17 protein-coding genes are annotated in these 19,139 nt (G+C 71.5%); 7 read left to right on the top strand and 10 right to left on the bottom strand.

The features are described from left to right. Positions 1-49: 49 nt before the first annotated feature. Positions 50-577, bottom strand: a complete 528-nt coding sequence (locus tag V2W30_RS13790; RefSeq protein WP_338696512.1) for a CGNR zinc finger domain-containing protein — start codon at positions 575-577, stop codon at positions 50-52. A gap of 113 nt (positions 578-690) precedes the next feature. On the opposite strand from V2W30_RS13790, the gene V2W30_RS13785 reads away from it, so the two are divergent. Beyond that, positions 691-1,158: an NUDIX hydrolase gene (locus V2W30_RS13785; RefSeq protein ID WP_338696509.1), complete on the top strand. Its 468-nt coding sequence runs from the start codon at positions 691-693 to the stop codon at positions 1,156-1,158. A 209-nt stretch (positions 1,159-1,367) separates the two neighbouring features. Continuing rightward, positions 1,368-3,134, top strand: a complete 1,767-nt coding sequence (locus tag V2W30_RS13780; RefSeq protein ID WP_338696508.1) for a TIGR03767 family metallophosphoesterase — start codon at positions 1,368-1,370, stop codon at positions 3,132-3,134. Between the two features lie 77 nt (positions 3,135-3,211). On the opposite strand, the gene V2W30_RS13775 is transcribed toward V2W30_RS13780, so the two are convergent. Then, positions 3,212-4,291: a hypothetical protein gene (locus tag V2W30_RS13775; protein WP_338696507.1), complete on the bottom strand. Its 1,080-nt coding sequence runs from the start codon at positions 4,289-4,291 to the stop codon at positions 3,212-3,214. 210 nt (positions 4,292-4,501) lie between these two features. Then, the gene (gene pepN, locus V2W30_RS13770) at positions 4,502-7,105 is read right to left on the bottom strand and encodes an aminopeptidase N (protein ID WP_338696505.1); all 2,604 of its coding nucleotides are present in this window, start codon (positions 7,103-7,105) and stop codon (positions 4,502-4,504) included. A gap of 166 nt (positions 7,106-7,271) precedes the next feature. Here pepN and V2W30_RS13765 point away from each other — a divergent pair, with 166 nt between their 5' ends. Then, the gene (locus tag V2W30_RS13765; protein ID WP_338696503.1) at positions 7,272-7,922 is read left to right on the top strand and encodes a DsbA family protein; all 651 of its coding nucleotides are present in this window, start codon (positions 7,272-7,274) and stop codon (positions 7,920-7,922) included. 23 nt (positions 7,923-7,945) lie between these two features. On the opposite strand, the gene V2W30_RS13760 is transcribed toward V2W30_RS13765, so the two are convergent. The 4 genes from V2W30_RS13760 to V2W30_RS13745 form a co-directional block, all read right to left on the bottom strand. Then, positions 7,946-8,176, bottom strand: coding sequence for a hypothetical protein (locus V2W30_RS13760; RefSeq protein ID WP_338696501.1), 231 nt, complete (start codon positions 8,174-8,176; stop codon positions 7,946-7,948). A 209-nt stretch (positions 8,177-8,385) separates the two neighbouring features. Continuing rightward, positions 8,386-9,027, bottom strand: a complete 642-nt coding sequence (locus V2W30_RS13755) for a superoxide dismutase (protein WP_338696499.1) — start codon at positions 9,025-9,027, stop codon at positions 8,386-8,388. Positions 9,028-9,167: 140 nt separating this feature from the next. After that, complete coding sequence (locus tag V2W30_RS13750) at positions 9,168-10,577, bottom strand: amino acid permease (RefSeq protein WP_338696497.1); 1,410 nt, start codon at positions 10,575-10,577, stop codon at positions 9,168-9,170. 133 nt (positions 10,578-10,710) lie between these two features. Next, the gene (locus V2W30_RS13745) at positions 10,711-12,084 is read right to left on the bottom strand and encodes an amino acid permease (protein WP_338696495.1); all 1,374 of its coding nucleotides are present in this window, start codon (positions 12,082-12,084) and stop codon (positions 10,711-10,713) included. 276 nt (positions 12,085-12,360) lie between these two features. On the opposite strand from V2W30_RS13745, the gene V2W30_RS13740 reads away from it, so the two are divergent. After that, positions 12,361-12,963 carry a biotin transporter BioY gene (locus V2W30_RS13740; RefSeq protein ID WP_338696493.1) on the top strand — a complete coding sequence of 201 codons (603 nt, stop codon included), beginning with the start codon at positions 12,361-12,363 and terminating at the stop codon, positions 12,961-12,963. A gap of 16 nt (positions 12,964-12,979) precedes the next feature. On the opposite strand, the gene V2W30_RS13735 is transcribed toward V2W30_RS13740, so the two are convergent. Next, complete coding sequence (locus tag V2W30_RS13735) at positions 12,980-14,332, bottom strand: FAD-binding oxidoreductase (RefSeq protein WP_338696492.1); 1,353 nt, start codon at positions 14,330-14,332, stop codon at positions 12,980-12,982. Between the two features lie 36 nt (positions 14,333-14,368). Beyond that, positions 14,369-15,154, bottom strand: a complete 786-nt coding sequence (locus V2W30_RS13730) for an LPXTG cell wall anchor domain-containing protein (RefSeq protein ID WP_338696490.1) — start codon at positions 15,152-15,154, stop codon at positions 14,369-14,371. Between the two features lie 199 nt (positions 15,155-15,353). Between V2W30_RS13730 and V2W30_RS13725 the strand changes: the two genes are divergently transcribed. Both V2W30_RS13725 and V2W30_RS13720 read left to right on the top strand, forming a co-directional pair. After that, on the top strand, positions 15,354-16,538 hold the full coding sequence (locus V2W30_RS13725) for a serine/threonine-protein kinase (protein ID WP_338696489.1): 1,185 nt from the start codon (positions 15,354-15,356) through the stop codon (positions 16,536-16,538). Then, positions 16,508-16,906: a hypothetical protein gene (locus V2W30_RS13720; protein WP_338696487.1), complete on the top strand. Its 399-nt coding sequence runs from the start codon at positions 16,508-16,510 to the stop codon at positions 16,904-16,906. Before V2W30_RS13725 ends, V2W30_RS13720 begins: the two co-directional genes overlap by 31 nt. Positions 16,907-16,934: 28 nt before the next feature. On the opposite strand, the gene V2W30_RS13715 is transcribed toward V2W30_RS13720, so the two are convergent. Further along, complete coding sequence (locus V2W30_RS13715; RefSeq protein WP_338696486.1) at positions 16,935-18,365, bottom strand: amino acid permease; 1,431 nt, start codon at positions 18,363-18,365, stop codon at positions 16,935-16,937. A 184-nt stretch (positions 18,366-18,549) separates the two neighbouring features. Here V2W30_RS13715 and V2W30_RS13710 point away from each other — a divergent pair, with 184 nt between their 5' ends. Next, a complete protein-coding gene (locus V2W30_RS13710) occupies positions 18,550-19,035 on the top strand; it encodes a ribose-5-phosphate isomerase (protein ID WP_338696484.1) in 486 nt (161 codons plus the stop codon). Positions 19,036-19,139 lie beyond the last annotated feature (104 nt).

Below are 19,139 nucleotides of genomic sequence, written 5' to 3'. Positions count from 1 at the left end.
TCCCTAACAGCTCTTAGCGGGCCGGGTGTCCGGTCCCTTCCGGTGCTCGTCAGTTCCCGCGTGCGCGGGCGTAGTGCCGCGACGCCTTGGCGCGGTTGCCGCACAGGGCCATGGAGCACCAGCGCCGGGTGCCGTTGCGCGAGGTGTCGAAGAAGTGCAGCAGGCACGCCTCGTGCGCGCAGGCCCGAATCCGGTCCGGGGCGGTGCTCAGCAGCTCCAGATAGTTCCGCGCGGCCAGCCAGCCCGGTCCCCGTGCCGGATCGCGGAACTCGGGCACCTCGCCGGGCCCCCGCGCCGTGAGCGTCGCCCTGATCCGGCCGTGCCGGAGCGTGGCGTCCACCTGTGCGGCGGCGCCGTCCACCCCGTCGACGGCGGCGAGCAGCGCGTCCCGTGCGCCCAGGGTGTGCCGCAGGGTCGTGGCGTCGGCCGCGAAGTCCAGCCCGTTCGCCCGCAGCCACACGCCGAGCCCGGCCTCGTCGGCCAGCAGGTCGTGGAGCTCGCCGTCCTGGTGCCAGCGCGTGTTGAGCAGGTCGAGCGCGAGCGGCTCACCGGTGAGCGGCCTCGGATCGGCGGCCATGGCGGAACTCCCTCCCAGAGCTAACCGCTCAAGCCTACGTGACCGGTTGTGCGCCGGGTGGCGCTCCCGGCGTATCCGCTGCGCGACCGGCCGGATCCCTCTAGCGTCGGGGGATGCACAAAGAGCTGAGGGTGGCGGCGTACGCCGTGTGCGTGCGCGACGGACAGGTACTCCTCGCGCGCTGGGTCGCCGGCGACGGGACCAAGCGCTGGACGCTGCCCGGCGGAGGCATGGACCACGGCGAGGACCCGTACGACACCGTGATCCGCGAGGTCGACGAGGAGACCGGCTACGCCGTCACCCCGGCCGCCCTGCTCGGCGTCCACTCCATCCTGCGCCGCTACCCCCGCAAGCTCGGCACCGTCGCCGACTTCCACGGCCTGCGGCTGGTCTACGAGGGCGAGATCACCGGCGGCGCCCTGCGCCACGAGGAGAACGGCTCGACGGACATGGCCGCCTGGCACGACCTCGACGCCGTCGACGCCCTGCCGCGCGTCGAACTCGTCGACGTGGGACTCGACATGTGGCGCGACCGCCCGCCGACGGGCCACATCCTTCCCCGGAAGATGAACGCGGAGTGACAGCCGGAACGCCGGTCACCTACGTGCGCGTGACGATGCGGACCCGGCCCCTCCCCCCGGAGATCCACGTACCGTGATCGGCGTCGCGCGTTGCGTCACCGTTAACGCGCAGGCCACCCCCGATGCCAACGATCCAGTGAGGACGGGCGGTTCGAGCACCGCCGCCTGGCCGTCACTGTCGATGCGTTCGCACTCGGGGAGACCGCGCCATGTCGCGCACACGCTCTGTCACCAAAGCCGCCGCAGACTTCGACCGCCGTACGTTCCTGGCCGCGACCGGCGCGGTGACGCTGAGCGCCGGGATCGGCTACGCCCTGCGGCCGGGCGACTCGGCCGCCGCCACCGGCCAGGGACAGGCCACCACCGTGCGGGCCGTCTCCCGCCGGGCGCCGGCCGCGCCCCTCGCCCCGTACACGCGCGGCACCACCCTCGCCTCCGTCGCGACGGCGCCCGGCGGCAGCGGATTCCGCCGCCTCGGCGACGGCCCGGCCTGGCGGCGGGTCGTCCGCTCCGACCTCAGGTCCCCGCGCTCCGGCCGCGAGGCCCGCCGCACCGCGCTCGCCGCCTTCGTCCAGTTCACCGACCTGCACCTGGTCGACGTCCAGCACCCCCTGCGCTACGAGTACCTGCGGTCGCAGACCGCCAGCGCCTGGCGCCCCCAGGAAGCCCTGTCGGTCGCCGGGGCCGTGGCGCTCGTCGAACGCGTCAACGCCCTGCGCGGCGCACCCGTCACCGCCTCGCCCCTGCACTTCGTGATGACGACCGGCGACAACACCGACAACAACGCCCACGCGGAACTCGACTGGTTCCTCACGGCGATGAGCGGCGGCCGGATCACGCCGAACACGGGCGACCCGCGCCACTACGAAGGCGTCCAGAACAGCGGCGTCCCGCTCTACTGGCACCCGGACGCCGCCCTGCGCGACACGGACAAGCGCGACCACCGCTTCCCGCGCGTCGACGGCTTCCTCGCCGCCGCGATCTCGGAACTGCGCAGCCCGGGGCTGAACCTCCCCTGGTACTCCACGGTCGGCAACCACGACGCGCTGCCCGGCGGCTGCTACGCGCCCGGCGACTCCTTCCTCGCCGAATTCGCCGTCGGCGGGCGGAAGTTGATGGACCTCCCGACGTCCGCGGGCAAGGCGATCTGGGACAACGTGAAGAACGGCGGCGACCCGAAGGGCGCGGCGTTCAAGGAACTCCTGCGGTCCCAGACCCGCCACATGCGCTCCGTCACCCCCGACGCGTCCCGCGCCCCCTTCACCCCGGCCGAGTACCTCGCCGCCCACCTCGACCCGGCCCGCACCGGACCGGGACCCGTCGGCCACGGCTACACCCAGGCCAACGTCGCGGCGGGCACGCAGTACTACGCCTTCCGGATCTCCGACGACGTCCAGGGCATCAGCCTCGACACGACGGACCCCGGCGGCCACTACGAGGGCTCGATCGGCGCCGCCCAACTGGCCTGGCTCAAGCGGCGGCTCGCGGCGGCCGAGACGGCCGGCGACCACGTCGTCGTCTTCTCCCACCACACCAGCAAGACGATGCGCAACCTCCGCGCGGACCCGCACCACCCCGGCGAGCAGCGCCACGGCGGCGAGGAACTCGCGGCCCTGCTCGCCGCGCACCGCCCGGTCCTCGCCTGGGTCAACGGCCACAGCCACAAGAACGACATCACCCCGCACGCCGGGACCGGCGGCAGCGGCGGCTACTGGGAGATCTCCACCGCCTCCCACGTCGACTTCCCGCAGCTCGCCCGCATCATCGAGATCGCCGACAACCACGACGGCACGCTCTCCCTCTTCACCACCCTCATCGAGTCCTCGGCCCCGCACCGCACCGACTTCACGGACCTGACCCAGACCGGCCTGGCCGCCCTCTACCGCGAACTCTCCTTCAACGCACCGGGATCACGGGCGACGCTCTCCGGCACGGCGGGCGACCGCAACACCGAACTCGTCCTGCGCAAGGGCTGACCCCGGCACACACGCGGAGGGGCCCCCGGTTTCCCGGCGGCCCCTCCGCTCCCCTCCTGATGCCACCCGTCCGTCACCTACCGGGGCAGCACCACGACATACGCGGCCGGATCCCGGTCGCCGGACGCCATCAGGGCGGTCCGCACGACGGTGGCCTGCTGCTCGATGGACTCACGCAGTTTGCGGGGCGTGATGTGCACGACGGTGATACCCAGCCGCTCCAGGTGCTCGCGCTTGCGCGCGTACTCGTTCCACAGCTCGTCGCCCTCCTGTCGCACGCCGTGCCGTGTCGCCCGCGTGTCCAGCTCGACGGCCACGGCCTGGTCCGGCCAGTACGCGTCGAGGCCGCCCAGGTGCGGGCCGCCGGGCAGCCGCAGGTCCACGTTCCACACCGGGTCGGGCAGGCCGTACTCGCGCACCATCGTGTACAGCCGGTCCTCGGCGATCGCCCGCCCCTCGGCGAGCAGCGAGTCCACGGCGTCGACGACGTGCGGCCGCGTCAGCAGCCGGGCCTGCGTCAACTCCCGTACGACGGCGGCCGGTTCGCAGTGCCCGCCGCGCACCGCCTCGGTCAGCAGCCGCCGCACCGCCCCCGCGTCGGACAGCTGCGCCACGGCGTCGGCCACCGCCCGCGGTACCGGCGCCACCGGAACTCCCTCGATCTGTACGGGAGTCGGCAGCCCCGTCGCCCGTACGAGCCGGGCGAACTCCGTGGACCGCAGGCGCCGGGTGCGCGGCACGATCACGTCGATGTGGTCCAGCGAGAGCAGCGGGGGAGTGGACGAGAAGCCGTGCAGGGTCAGCGCGGCGAGACCGGTGATCAGGGCGTCGGTGTACACGGCGGCGGGCGTGGGAGGGGCGTCACCGGCGGCCGGCTGCACGGGCACGGCGTCCAGCGGCCCCCGCCGCTCCTGGGTCCGGCCCGCGTACAGCAGCGTCGCGTGCAGCCGCTCCTCGCTGCTCGGCGGGCCGGGGTGGAGCAGATAGACCCCTGGCAGCACCTGCTGCCAGGGCCCGCCGGCCCGGCACTGCTCGTGCGCCGACGCGGTGGAGACCCCGTGCGCCTTGAGCTGCGCGCCGCTCATGACGCGCCGCTGGGTCTGGATCAGGTGCCGCAGGGGCCGGGGGGACAGGGGAGCGGGGGTGTTGTGGTTCATGACCCGGACATTCCCGCCCGGATCCGCTCCGCTAACCGCTGTTACAGTCCCGTCGACAAAACAGGACAAGCTCGCCCTAAAGTCTGCCGTCCCACCTGCCGAAAAGCCCAGGCGGCACCGGGGGTTACGGCCGCGGATGCCCAGGTTCGGTAACACCGGCGGGCACGGGGTGAGCGCGCGACCGAGCGCTCACCCCGTGCGGCCCGGCGGTCAGCCCGCGGCGCTCACGTCACAGGCCTGTCCCCGCAGCCCGCGGGCGAGATCGTCCCGGGCCTCCAGGACGAGCCGTCGCAGGGCGGGCGCGGCCCCCTCGTGCGCGGACAGCCACGCGTCGGTGGCGTCCAACGTCCCCTGGGAGTCCTGGAGTCCGGGGAACAGCCCCCGCACCACGTCCATCCCGATCTGGATCGACCGCTGGTCCCACACCCGCTCGATCACCTCGAAGTACTTCTGGGTGTACGGCGCCGTGAGCTCCCGCTGCGACGGCTGCTGGAACCCGGCGATCGTCGCCTCCACCAGCGCGTTGGACAGCGCGTCCGACTCGACGACCTGCGCCCACGCCTGCGCCTTCACGGCCGCCGAGGGCCGCGACGCGAGGCAGCGCACCTGGTGCCGCTTGCCGGACGCCGTGTCGTCGCGCGCCAGTTCCGCCGCGAGGGCCGCCTCGTCGGTGACGCCGTACGTGGTGAGCGTGTCGAGCAGCGCCCAGCGCAGCTCCTGGTCGACCTCGAGGCCGTCGATCTTCGCGGTGCCCTCCCACAGGCCCCGCAGCAGCTGGAGATCGGACGCGCGCGACGCGACGGACGTGAAGAACCGCGCCCAGGTCAGCTGGTGCTGGCTGCCCGGCCCTGCCGTGCGCAGCTCGCTCAGCGCGCCCTCGGCGAGCAGCGCCGCGCCCTCCTCGCGCCACGCGGGCGCCGCGTAGTGCGTGAGCGCCGAGCGCGCCCACGCGTGCAGCATCTGAAGGACCCCGATGTCGGTCTCCCGCCCGGCGAACCGCAGCACGAGCCCGATGAAGTCCCGCGCGGGCATGAGCGCGTCCCGCGTCAGGTTCCACAGCGCGCTCCAGCACAGCGCCCGCGCCAGCGGGTCCGTGAGGTCGCCGAGGTGCTCGCGCAGCGTGGCCAGCGAGGTCTCGTCGAAGCGGATCTTGCAGTACGTCAGGTCGTCGTCGTTGACGAGGACGAGCTCCGGCGCCTCGGCCCCGGCCAGCTCGCCGACCACGGTCCGCGGCCCGTCCACGTCGACCTCGGCGCGCGCGTACCGCTCCAGCGCGCCCTCGGCCGTACGCCGGTACAGGCCCACGGCGACCCGGTGCGGGCGCAGCTCGGGGTGGTCCGCCGGGGCGGCAGGGGCGGCCTCCTGGAGCACCGACAGCTCGGCGACCCGGCCCTCGGCGCTCAGGATCACCGCCGGGGTCAGGGAGTTGACCCCGGCGGTCTGCAACCAGGAGCGCGACCAGCTCGCCATGTCACGGCCGCTGGTCTCCTCCAGGACCGACAGCAGATCGCCGAGCTGGGTGTTCCCGTACGCGTGCCGCTTGAAGTAGCGGCGCGCGCCCTCCAGGAACGCGTCCCGGCCCACGTACGCGACGAGCTGCTTGAGGACCGAGGCGCCCTTGGCGTACGTGATGCCGTCGAAGTTGAGCTTCGCGTCCTCCAGGTCACGGATGTCGGCCGTCACCGGGTGCGTGCTCGGCAGCTGGTCCGCGCGGTACGCCCACGACTTGCGGTTGTTGGCGAAGGTGATCCAGGCGTTCGTGAACCGGGTCGCCTCCACCATCGAGAACGAGCCCATGAAGTCCGCGAAGGACTCCTTCAGCCACAGGTCGTCCCACCACTGCATGGTGACGAGGTCGCCGAACCACATGTGGGCCATCTCGTGCAGGATCACGTTCGCGCGCCGCTCGTACGACGCCTGCGTGACCTTGCCGCGGAAGATGAACTCCTCGCGGAAGGTGACCATGCCCGGGTTCTCCATGGCGCCGAGGTTGTACTCGGGCACGAACGCCTGGTCGTACTTCCCGAAGGGGTACGGGTAGTCGAAGTTGTCGTGGAAGAAGTCGAGCCCCTGCTTGGTCACCAGGAACACGTCGTCGGCGTCGAAGTAGGGGGCGAGGCCCTTGCGGCACATCGCGCCCAGCGGCACGACGAGCTTCGACCCGTCGTCGAGGACGCGCTCGTAGGAGTCCGTCACGTAGTGGTACGGGCCCGCGACGACCGCCGTGATGTACGTCGAGATCGGCTTGGTCTCCGCGAACCGCCAGATTCCGTCGACGAGTTCACCGACCCCGTTCGACCAGACGGTCCACCCCTGCGGGGCCTGGACGCTGAACCGGTAGGGGGCCTTGAGGTCCGGCTGCTCGAAGTTGGCGAAGACGCGCCGCGCGTCGGCCGGCTCGTACTGGGTGTACAGGTACACCTCGCCGTCCTCGGGGTCGACGAAGCGGTGCATGCCCTCGCCGGTGCGCGAGTAGGCGCACTGGGCGTCGACGACCAGCTCGTTGTCCTCCGCGAGACCTTCCAGGTGGATGCGGTTGCCGTCGAACACGGCGGCCGGGTCGAGGTCCTCGCCGTTCAGCGACAGCGCGGTCACCGACGGGGCGATCAGGTCGACGAAGGTGCTCGACCCCGGCTCGTTCGCCCGGAACCGGATCGTGGTCACGGACCGGAAGGTGCGCGGACCTCCGTCGGCCGAGCTGCCGCCCGCCTCGCCCACGGCCGACCGCAGGTCGAGGGCGACCTCGTACCCGTCGACGGACAGCAGGCCCGCCCGCTCGCGGGCCTCGTCGCGGGACAGATTCTCTCCGGGCACGGGCGGCACTCCTTCGTGACGTGTGAACGCGTCCTTGTGGGACGGCGGCTCTGTTCGAACGCCTACGATCCTCGCACGCGGCGTCGGCGGCGGGCATCCGGGAATGCGTGCGGTGCGGGTCGCGTTGCCGCAGGCAAGACCACTTGGTGACTTCCTGAGGAGACCCATGTCCGCTACGGCCGAAGCGTCCGCGAAGACTCCCGTCGACTTCTGGTTCGACCCCCTGTGCCCCTGGGCCTGGATGACGTCCCGCTGGGTCCTCGAGGTCGAGAAGGTCCGCGACATCGAGGTCCGCTGGCACCTGATGAGCCTCGCGGTCCTGAACGAGCCGCGCCTGGACGAGCTGCCCGAGCAGTACCAGGAGATGATGCGCACCCAGGCCTGGGGCCCGGTCCGCGTCGTCATCGCCGCGCAGCAGGAGCACGGCGCGCAGGTGCTCGGCGACCTGTACACCGCGCTGGGCACCCGGATCCACAACCGCGGCGAGGGCCCCACGAAGGAGGCCGTCGCCGGCGCGCTCGAAGAGGTCGGCCTGCCCGCCTCGCTCCTCGACCACTGGGACAAGACGCCGTACGAGGCCGAACTGCGCGCCTCCCACAAGGAAGGCATCGACAAGGTCGGCCAGGACGTCGGCACCCCGGTCATCGCCGTCCCCGGCGCCGACGGCGAGCAGATCGCCTTCTTCGGCCCGGTCGTCACCCCCGCCCCCAAGGGCGAGGAGGCCGCCAAGCTCTGGGACGGCACGCTGCTCGTCGCCTCGGTCCCCGGCTTCTACGAGATCAAGCGCACGCGCACGCAGGGGCCGATCTTCGACTGACCGGGTCGTGAGGGCGCGGCGGCTCAGTAGTCGGGCAGCTTCTTCGGGCCGTCGAACGGGTTCTTGTTGAGTCCCGTGCGCAGCGTGCCGCAGGGGCCGCCGTCGCCCCGGTGGCGCTCGCAGACCCAGACGTCGTCGACGTACTTGCGGCCGATCCCCTTGCGCAGGCGTGTGCGTTCGTCGGCGTCGAGCGGGCGGTGCGGATGATCGCCCTTGCAGGTGATGCAGTAGAGCGTGCGCATTCCGTTCGGCATGGTCCCCCCGGCTCGTCGGTGGCGCCCCGTCGCGGGGCGGCGCGCGGCGTGAGTGTATGCCGGACGATGTCCCTCCGAGCAGAGGCGGAACGGGCCACGGTACGGCGGAGCCCCGCGAGTCACGTCCTCGCGGGGCTCCGCCTTTTCGCGCCCGCCGCCGTGAAGGGTGAGAAGACGATCACGAGGCGGGACGTTCCGATGGGTCCCGGTCAGGGGACCAGCAGCAGGTCATGGGCGCGGGCCTTCGCCGCCGCGTACCGCTTCGCCACGTCCTGCCAGTTGACGACCCGCCACATCGCCTCGATGAAGTCGACCTTCTGGTTCTTGTACTGGAGATAGAACGCGTGCTCCCACGCGTCGAAGACCAGGATCGGCGTGGAGCCCTGGCCCACGTTCCCCTGGTGGTCGTAGATCTGCTCGACGATGAGCCGCCCGCTCACCGGCTCGTACGCGAGCACGCCCCACCCGGAGCCCTGGGTCGTCGCCGCGGCCTTCGTCAGCTGGGCCTTGAAGCCCGCGAAGGAGCCGAACGACTCGGCCAGCGCGTCGGCCAGTTCGCCGACCCCGTCCGCCGCGAGCGGCTCGCCGCCGCCGTCGCCGGTCATGTTGTGCCAGTAGATGCTGTGCAGGATGTGGCCCGACAGGTGGAAGGCCAGGTTCTTCTCCAGGCCGTTGAGGGAGCCCCACTGTTCCTTGTCGCGGGCCTCGGCCAGCTGCTCCAGGGTGTCGTTCGCGCCCTTCACGTACGCCGCGTGGTGCTTGTCGTGGTGCAGCTCCACGATCTGCGGATCGATGACCGGCTCAAGTGCCGCGTAGTCGTACGGAAGTTCCGGGAGTGTGTAGGTGGCCATGTCCGTCGTGCCCTCCGACCGCTCTGCTTATTGCAACCTATTCGCAAGTGCAGGCTAGCAGCAACAGTGTCGGGTGCAACGCGAAGGACCCCCGGGCCGGTCGAGCCGGTCCGGGGGTCCTTCGGTGGAGTGGGGGGAGGTCAGTCCTGCGGCGCCGGGCGGCGGCGCTGGCTGGCGTAACCGGCGGCGGCCAGCGCGGCGACCAGGATCGCCGACACGTACAGCTGGTCACGGCCGGAGTCGGTCGTGCCCATCGCCACGAAGACACCGATGATGGCGACGAACGCGACCCAGGTCAGGTACGGGAAGCCCCACATCTTCACGGTCAGCAGCTCGGGCGCCTCGCGGTCCAGGCGGCGGCGCATCTTCAGCTGGGTCAGGCAGATGAAGGACCAGACGACCAGGACGGCACAGCCCGTGGTGTTCATCAGCCACGTGAAGACGGTGTCGGGCCAGTAGATCCCGGCCAGCACGGCGAGGAAGCCGAAGACGCAGGAGCCGATGACGGCCGGCATCGGGACGCCCTTGACGACCGTGCCGAGGAAGCGGGGACCCTGGCCGCGCTGCACGAGCGAGTAGGCCATGCGCGAGGCGCCGTAGATGTTGGCGTTCATCGCGGACAGCAGGGCGATGAGGACGACGACCTGCATGATCGTGCCCGCGGCGGGGACACCCAGCTCGTCGAGGACGGTGACGTACGGGCCGTCGCTGACGACCTGCGGGTCGTTCCACGGGACCAGGGTGACGATGACGGCCATCGAGCCGATGTAGAAGATCGCGATGCGCCACACGGCGGTGCGCACGGCACGCGCCACGTTCTTGCGCGGGTCGTCGGACTCGGCGGCCGCGATGGTCACCGTCTCCAGACCGCCGTACGCGAACACGGCCGTCAGCAGACCGGCGATCAGACCGGCCGAGCCGGTGGGGAGGAAGCCGCCGTCACCGGTGAGGTTCGAGGTGCCCGGCGCGTCGCCGAAGACACCGCAGATGCCGAGCACGCCGAGGACCAGGAAGGCCGTGATGGCCAGGACCTTGATGCCGGAGAAGACGAACTCGAACTCGCCGAAGTTCTTCACCGCGGCCAGGTTCGTGAAGCAGAAGAACGCCATGAAGATCGCGACCCAGCCGTACGCCGGGACGAACCCGACCCAGCCGTGCATGATCGTGCCGGCCGCGGTGGCCTCGGCCGCGACACCGCAGCAGAGCATCACCCAGTACATCCAGCCCGAGGTGACGCCGGCCCAGACGCCGATCTCCTTCTCGGCGTGCACCGAGAACGAGCCGGTGGCCGGACGGGCCGCGGACATCTCGCCGAGCATGCGCATGATGAGCATGACGACCGCGCCGGCGCCCGCGAAGAGCAGGACGACGGCCGGGCCCGAAGCGGCGATGCCCGCGCCCGACCCTACGAAGAGCCCGGCGCCGATGACGCCACCGAGGGCGATCATCGACAGGTGGCGGCGCTTGAGGCCGTGCGTCAACTGGGAGCCGGAAGCGCCGTCGGCAGGCGACTGCGCCTGCGACTTCTCCGGAGCGGTGGTGCTGGTCATGGGGGCACGCCTGTTCAGTACGTGAGACGGGGACAGCCCCCGTGCGTTCACCTGGTGAGACGGGGGCGATCCCGGAAGTGTGCGGGTGTCATCCGCTCAGGAGAAGTGGACGACCGCTATGCGGACACCTGGCTCACGCACGGTGACGATCGCGCCACTCGCGCACACCCGCTGTCAGCAGCACGACCGCGGTGGCACCTGTCGACCACAGCAGCTGCGGCCGCGCGGTGTCGTCCGTCAGCATCAGTCCGAACACTGCCGCCATCGCCGCGAGGGCCGCCCAGGTCAGCCACGGGAACCCCCACATCCGCAGCACGAGCCGCTCCGGCGCCTCGGCCTCGATCCGGCGGCGCAGGCGCAGCTGCGACGCGGCGATCAGCGCCCACACGAACAGCAGCACCGCGCCGACCGAGTTGAGCATGTAGAGGAAGACGGTGTCCGGCCACTCCAGATTGAGCAGGACGGAGACGAAGCCGAAGGCCACCGAGGCCAGTACCGCCCGGCGCGGCACCCCGCCCCCGCTCACCTTCAGCAGCGCCTTCGGGGCCTCGCCGCGCTCGGCCAGCGAGAAGACCATGCGGGACGAGCCGTAGAGGTTGGCGTTCAGGGCGGACAGCAGCGCCACGAAGACGACGACGTTCATGATCTGCCCCGCCGAGGGGACCCCGATCGAGTCCAGGACCGTCACGTACGGGCTGATGCCCGCGTGCTGCGCGGTCCAGGGCAGGACGGTGACGATGACCAGCATCGACCCCACGTAGAAGAAGAGGATCCGGAAGACCGCGCTGCGCACGGCCCGCGCCACCGAGCGCACCGGGTCGGCGGACTCGGCCGCCGCGATGGTGACGACCTCGAGACCGCCGAACGCGAAGATCACCGCGAGCACGCCGGAGATGACGCCCTGCCAGCCGTGCGGCAGGAAACCGCCGTCACCGGTGAGGTGGGTCAGGCCGACGGGGTCCGTGTCCGGCAGCAGCCCGAAGATCGCGAGTGTGCCGAGGACCAGGAACGCGATGATCGCGAAGACCTTCAGGGTCGCGAACCAGAACTCGAACTCGCCGAAGTTCTTCACGGACGCCAGGTTCGTCACGGTGAACACCACCATGAAGAGGAGGACCCACGCCCACTGCGGGACCCCCGGCACCCATCCGTTCGCGATCTGCGCGGCGCCCGTCGCCTCGACGGCGAGGACGACCACGAGCAGGAACCAGTAGAGCCAGCCGACGCTGAACCCGGCCCACCGCCCGAGCGCCCGCTCGGCGTGCACGGAGAACGACCCCGACGCGGGCATCGCCGCCGACATCTCGCCGAGCATCCGCATCACGCACATCGCGAGCGCGCCCGCGATCAGATACGAGACGACGATCCCGGGACCGGCCACCTCGATCCCGGCGCCCGAGCCGACGAACAGGCCGGCGCCGATGACGCCGCCGAGACCGAGCATCGTGAGATGCCGCTGCTTCAGCCCGGCGGAGAGGGGTTCGTCGGGCGTGGGGCTGTCGTGCATGGGGGGCTTCGGCCGATCTCTGGCGGTGCGGGGGGACGTACGCGGTTTGGCAGGAACCTACAGTCTTCCCGTCGGGCGGGCCCGCGCGCAAAACCGGGCCGCCCACCCCTGGCCTCAGTGACGAGCATCACCTCGTACGAGGTGTACAGGAGCCCCTTTGTACGGAGCCCACCAAGGCGGTGCCCCGCCCTTTGTCGATCGGCGACCGTGATCGGCCCAACTCCCCTGGGATAGCGTCACGGAGTCCCACCCTGCCCGTAGACATGTGGAGTCCCCATGAGTACCGCCACCGCTGCTGTCGCCGCCCGTCCGGGCAAGGTCCTCGCCGACCTCCTGCCCGGCTCCCGCACCCAGTCCGCCGTCGGTGCGAGGAACGTGGCGCTGGTCGTCGGCGGCGCCGCCCTCACCGGCCTCGCCGCGCAGATCGCCGTGCCCGTGCCGGGCTCGCCGGTGCCGGTCACCGGGCAGACCTTCGCCGCGCTGCTCGTCGGCACCGCGCTCGGCGCCCGGCGCGGCTTCCTCGCGCTCGCGGTGTACGCGCTCGCGGGCATGGCCGGCATGCCGTGGTTCGCCGAGGGCGGCTCGGGCTTCTCGATGCCGTCGTTCGGTTACGTCATCGGCCTGATGCTCGCCTCCGCGGCCGTCGGCGCCCTGGCCCGGCGCGGCGCCGACCGCACGGTGCTGCGGACCGCGGTCACGTTCCTGATCGGTGAGGCGATCGTCTACGCGGTCGGCGTCCCGTACCTGGCGCTGTCCACCGGCATGAGCGCGTCGGCCGCCATCGCCGCGGGCCTGACCCCGTTCCTGCTCGGTGACGTCCTGAAGGCGGCCCTGGCGATGGGCGCGCTGCCCACCGCCTGGAAGCTCGCCGACAAGTAAGCGGTCGAGCGAGCGCTCATCGCAGGTTGTAGTTCCTCCGGAAGAGGTTCGCCGGGTCGTACGCGGCCTTCACAGCGGCGAGCCTCTTTCGCGTATCGGCGTCGTACAGCCCCTGCGTACGGTCGTTGCCGCCGAAGGCGAAGTTGAGCGAGCGGCCCACGACGTGCTCCGCCACCGCCCCGAACGCCCGCGCGTGATGGGCCCGCGCCGCCTCCCGCGCACTCCCGTCCAGCGGCGACAGGATCCGCACCAGCCATCCCGCGTCCCGGTACGGCACCGCGTTCGGCGCGGGCCGCGACAGGGCGCCGCCCAGGTGGTTGAGCTGCACGACGTGCATGGTGTCGGCCGCCGGTCCCGACAGGGCGAACAACTCGGCGACCCCCGCGACGTCCAACTCGTCCAGGAACACGCTGTCCCCGTAGTACGCGTGCGGGAAGTCCGGGTCGCTGTGGATGGTGTGGCTCTCGCCGTACGGCATCTCGCGCACGGTGTCGCCGACGCCCGGCCCCAGTGCGGCGCGCAGCGGGGCCACGAGCCGCTCGCCCTCCGCCGCCGAGCCGGTGAAGGCGATCCGCACCGAGACCACGTACGAGCCGCGCAGGTGCGGCGGCAGCATGGGCAGGTCCGGGTGGACGAGCGCGGCGAGCGACGAGGTGAGGGTGTCGGGGAGCGTCGCCGTCCACTCCGCGTACGCGCGCAGGACGTCCGCCGGGTCCGTCACGCGCCCGTCGTGGGCGAGCGAGCCCCCGTACAGGCGGGTCACCGGCACCAGGCCGACCTCCAGGCCGGTCACGACACCGAGGTTCGCGCCGCCGCCGAGCAGGCCCCAGAACAGCTCGGGGTCGCTGTCGGCGGTGACGTGACGCGGTACGGCGTCCGCCGTCACGACGTCCACGGAGCGCACGTGGTCGGCGGTGTAGCCGAACTCCCGTGCCAGGATGCCGAGTCCACCGCCCAGCGTGTAGCCGACGGCGCCCACGCTCGGCGCCGAACCGTTCAGCGGGGCGAGGCCGTGCTCGGCGGCGGCCGCCACGACCGCGCCCCAGCGGGCGCCCGCGCCGACGCGCGCCGTGCGGGCGGCCGGGTCCACGGTGACCGCGTCCATCCGCCGGGTGCTGACGAGCACCCCGCCGTCGGCGGCGCCGGGCACACCGTGACCGGTGGCCTGGACGCCGACCGGGAGGTTCCCCGCGGCGGCGTACCGCACGGCGGCCACCACGTCGTCCGCGGTGGCCGCCGCGTGGATCACCTCGGGCCGCTGGGCGAAACCGGTCTGGAATCCGGCGAGTTCGTCGTCGTAACCGGCCTCGCCCGCGCGGAAGGTGAGCGGTGCGCTCCTGCTGTCGTGCGTGTCCTGCGTGGTCGTCATGGCACGTACTGTGCCCGCATAACCTGACAGGTTCCGTCAGCTTTCCCGGCTCTCCTCGGACCGGCGGCGGGTCCACCACAGACCGGCCGCGCCGGCGGCGAGCAGGCTCGCGCCGAAGGCGCCCAGCGGCAGCACGTCCTCACGGGGACCGGTGGAGGGCAGCTCGCGCTTGTCGCCGCCCTTGTCGCCCGGCTTCTCCCCGCTGTCGCCACCGCCCTTGTCACCGGCCGGGGCGGCCGGCTTGTTCTCCGTGTTGAGCAGCAGCGGTGTCACCGGCGCGTTCGGCGAGGGGCTGGTCGTGCCGAACGGCACGGGACCCTGCTGCCAGAAGGTCTTCTTCGTGTCGCCGCTCTGCACCGGCAGGCAGATCTTTCCGGTCTTGGCGAGATCGAAGGTCGCGTCGACCTTGTACGACCTGAACTTTCCGGCCGCGAGATTATCGATCGAGCATGCGAATCCGCTGTTCGATCCCTTCGGCAATTTGTTCTCGGGAATCATCGCGCAGCCGGGCACGTCTTTGATCACGAGCCCGTCGAAACCGACCACGGCGAGATGGATCTTTCCGCTGTCCTTGGTGCCCTCGTTGTTCACGGTCGCGACAAGGTTCTGCGTTTCCTTGGTCGAATTGTCGACGGTGATCTTCTTGGGCAGACCCGTGGTCAGTTTGACGCCGGACGGTGCCGCGTCCATCGCCTTCCCGCCCTCGCTGCTGCCGGGTCCGGGCTCGCCGTTCGCCCCGGCCGCACCCGGCAGGAACAGCACCACCGTGGCCGTCGCCGCCAGCAGTGACCCCGCCGTCTTGACCTGACGCCGTGCACTCATGTTCGTCCCCCTTGGTCTTTCATGGTCTTTCGCGTTCCCCCAACTGCGTCCGAATTCGCAGTACTTGAAGAGGTACCACAAGATTTCTCCGCACTATGCTGGGACGGCGCGAAGTGTCACCTATGTGTGACCGGGGAATCGTCGGATACGGGGGTGCAGTCGATTGCCAGGGAATATGAGCGGAGGCGTCAGGGGATTGATGGTGGCGGACCGCTACCGCCTCGACGCGCACATAGGACAGGGTGGAATGGGGCGCGTGTGGCGCGCGGTCGACGAGATGCTCGACCGGCCCGTCGCCGTCAAGGAGATGCGCATCGACGGCCTCGACCCCGAGGACGCCCGCACCCGCCGTGAGCGCACCCTGCGCGAGGCCCGCGCGACGGCCCGTATCGACCATCCCAACGTGGTGCGCGTGTACGACGTCGTGGACCAGGGCGAGCGCCTGTGGATCGTCATGGAACTGGTCGACGGCCGCTCGCTGGAGCAGGTCCTCGTCGACGAAGGACCGCTGGGCGTGGAGCAGGTCGCGGAGATCGGCCTCGGCCTGACCCAGGCGCTGCGGGAGGTGCACGCGGGCGGTGTGCTGCACCGGGACATCAAGCCGGGCAACGTCCTGATGGAGCGGGCCGGACGGCGCCGCGTCATGCTCACCGACTTCGGGATCGCCGCGATCCAGGACACCAAGGCGCTCACCATCGTCGGGATGCTCGTCGGCTCGCCCGACTACATGGCCCCCGAGCGGGTCTCCGGCCGCCCGCAGGGCCCGCCGTCCGACCTCTGGTCCCTCGGCGCGACGCTCTGCGCGGCGCTCGGCGGCCGCTCGCCGTTCTCCCGCGACACGACCCTCGCGACGCTGCACGCCGTCCTGTACGAGGAGCCCCGGCTGCCGGACGAGGCGGGGCGGCTGGGCCCGCTCCTGACCCGGCTGCTGGCGAAGGAGCCGCAGGACCGGCCCGGCCTCGACGAGGTCGCGCGGGAGCTGACGCCGCCGCCGTCGCCCGAGTGGCACCCCCGTACCCGCACGCTGGACATCGGCCTGCGCCGCCCGGTCGAGGCCCCGCTGCCCGCGCTCCCCACGGAGTGCGCGAAGCCCGTGCCGTCCGGCGACCTCCTCGGCCCGCCCGCCCCGGCGCGCGCGCCGGGCACGCGCCGCCGCCGGATCACCTTCCTCGCGGCCGGGGAGTGCTCGCCGCGGGCGCCGCGCTGGCCCTGGCCCTCACGCTGCCCGGCGGCGGCACCGGGGCGTCCGGCGACCCGACGCCCACGTCACGGCAGCCGACCGTCGCGGGCACCTCCCGCGCGCCGTCGACGACCCTGCCGCCGGGCGCGCGGCAGGAGGTGGGCTTCGCCTGGGTGCCGCCGAAGGACTGGAAGCGCTCGGTGAGGACGGCGGCGGAGGTCCACTACACGTCCCCCGACGGCTCCCAGGAACTCGCCGCCCAGTCGGCCCTGGCCAAGGACGACCTCCTGGCGACCTGGCGGAAGTCCGAACGCGACGCCCACCAGGGCCAGGACTACGCGAAGATCCGCCTCGGCCGCACGACGTTCCGCGGCCACCCGGCCGTGATCTGGGAGTACCTCTTCACCCTCGACGGCAGGCGCTGGCACGCCGAACAGCTCGCGTTCGAGCAGGGCTCGCAGTCGTACCAGATCAGTACCTGGTACGAGGTGGGGGCGGGGGAGAGCCAGGCGCGGCGCACGTACGCGGGGGTCAAGAAGACGTTCGCCCCCACGGTCGCGTCCAGCGACTGAGGGGGCGAAACCAGGGGCGGGGGTGCGCTCAGCTCTTGGCGCGCCGCGTCCGCTCCCGTACGAGCGAGAACCCGACCACGAACGCGGCCACGAGGAGCGAGAGGAGCACCTGCTCGCGCCCGGCGTCGTCGGTGAGCATGTACACGAGCACGAACGAGATCGCGGCGATCGTCGCCCACGTCAGGTACGGGAACAGCCACATCTTCACGACGAGCTTCTCCGGCGACTCGCGCAGGATGATGCCGCGCATCTTCAGCTGCGTGAAGCAGATGACGAGCCACACGAACAGGGCGACGGCGCCGGAGGAGTTCAGCAGGAAGTTGAAGACGGTGTCCGGCCACTGGTAGTTGAACCACACGGCCAGGAAGCCGAAGACGACGGAGCCGAGGATCGCGGTCCGCGGCACACCGCGCGAGGTGGTCCGCGCGAACGCCTTCGGCGCGTCACCGCGCTGCCCGAGCGAGAACGCCATGCGGGAGGCGGTGTAGAGGCCCGAGTTGAGGCAGGAGAGCACGGCCGTCAGCACGATGACGTCCATGACCTGACCGGCGTGCGGGATGCCGATGGAGTTCAGGGCGGCGACGTACGACCCCTCGTCGACGATCGACTTGTCGTTCCACGGCAGCAGCGTGAGGACGACGAAGATCGAACCCAGGTAGAAGATGCCGATCCGCCAGATCACGGAGTTCGTGGCCTTGGTGACGGCCTTCTGCGGGTCCTCCGACTCACCGGCCGCGAGCGTCACGATCTCGGAGCCCATGAAGGAGAAGACGACCATCAGCACACCGGTGAGGATCGCGCCGGGCCCCTTGGGGAAGAACCCGCCCGCGTCCGTCAGATGCGCGAGCCCGCTGCCCGGGTTGTCCGAGCCCGGCAGCACACCGAAGGCGGCGAGCAGACCGACGACCACGAACGCGCCGATGGCGACGACCTTGATCCCGGCGAACCAGAACTCGAACTCGCCGTAGCTGCCGACGGCCGCCAGGTTCACGATGGTCAGCACGACCATCACGATCAGCGCCCAGCCCCACTGCGGGACCCCGGGTATCCACCCGTTGAGGATCTTGGCTCCGGCCGTGGCCTCCACGGCGAGCACGACGACCCAGAAGAACCAGTACAGCCAGCCGATCGAGAAGCCGGCCCAGCGGCCGAGGGCCTGGTCGGCGTAGGCGGAGAAGGAGCCGGACGTCGGCCGGGCGGCGGCCATCTCGCCGAGCATCCGCATCACGAAGACGACCATGGCGCCGACGAGTGCGTACGAGACGAGGATGGCGGGCCCCGCGGCCGCGATGCCGGAGCCGGAGCCCACGAAGAGGCCGGCGCCGATCACTCCGCCGATGGCGATCATCGACAGGTGCCGGTTCTTCAGCCCTGCCTTGAGGCCGTCTCCGCCGTCGTTGCCGTGGTCCGGAGGGGTGCCCGGGGCGGCGTCCGTGGTGGGGGATGACTGCGTGGTCATGCACGGGTCCTTACGTCTGGTGTCAAACGTGCGGGTCGCATTGAAAGCACGTGGGCGACGCAATCGGAAGCCTTGAGTCCGGATTGTTGTCAACGGCACGTCGACCCCGTCACCGGCCCGCGTCCTCCTCCGACGCCGCACCCGGACGCTGCTACCCGGCCCCCGGCGTGCCACACTCGGACCCATGCGCGTGTACCTCGGCTCGGATCATGCCGGCTACGAACTCAAGAACCACCTCGTCGAATGGCTCACGGCCCACGGCCACGAGCCCGTCGACTGCGGGCCCCACATCTACGACGCCCTCGACGACTACCCCCCGTTCTGCCTCCGCGCCGCGGAGCGGACGGCGGCGGACCCGGAGTCGCTCGGCATCGTGATCGGCGGCTCCGGCAACGGTGAGCAGATCGCCGCGAACAAGGTCAAGGGCGTCCGTGCGGCCCTCGCCTGGAGCGAGCAGACGGCCGCCCTCGGCCGCGAGCACAACGACGCGAACGTGATCTCCATCGGCGGCCGCATGCACACGCAGGAGGAGGCGACGAAGTTCGTCGAGATCTTCCTGTCGACGCCGTACTCGAACGAGGAGCGCCACCAGCGCCGCATCGACATGCTGTCGGCGTACGAGCGGACCGGCGAGCTCCCGGCGATCCCGCCGCACCACCCGCAGGGCTGAGCCCTCGCCTCAGCTCCTCGAGCGCGGGCCGGGCACCGTCCCGGCCCCACCGGCGCTCGAGGAGCGGGGCCCCGGGGGCGGAGCCCCGGGACAGCGACCCCCAC

Source organism: Streptomyces sp. Q6 (assembly GCF_036967205.1).
Taxonomy (GTDB): domain Bacteria; phylum Actinomycetota; class Actinomycetes; order Streptomycetales; family Streptomycetaceae; genus Streptomyces; species Streptomyces citrinus.
The sequence above is the reverse complement of the archived record's forward strand: the minus strand, read 5'-3'. Positions and strand labels throughout refer to the sequence as shown.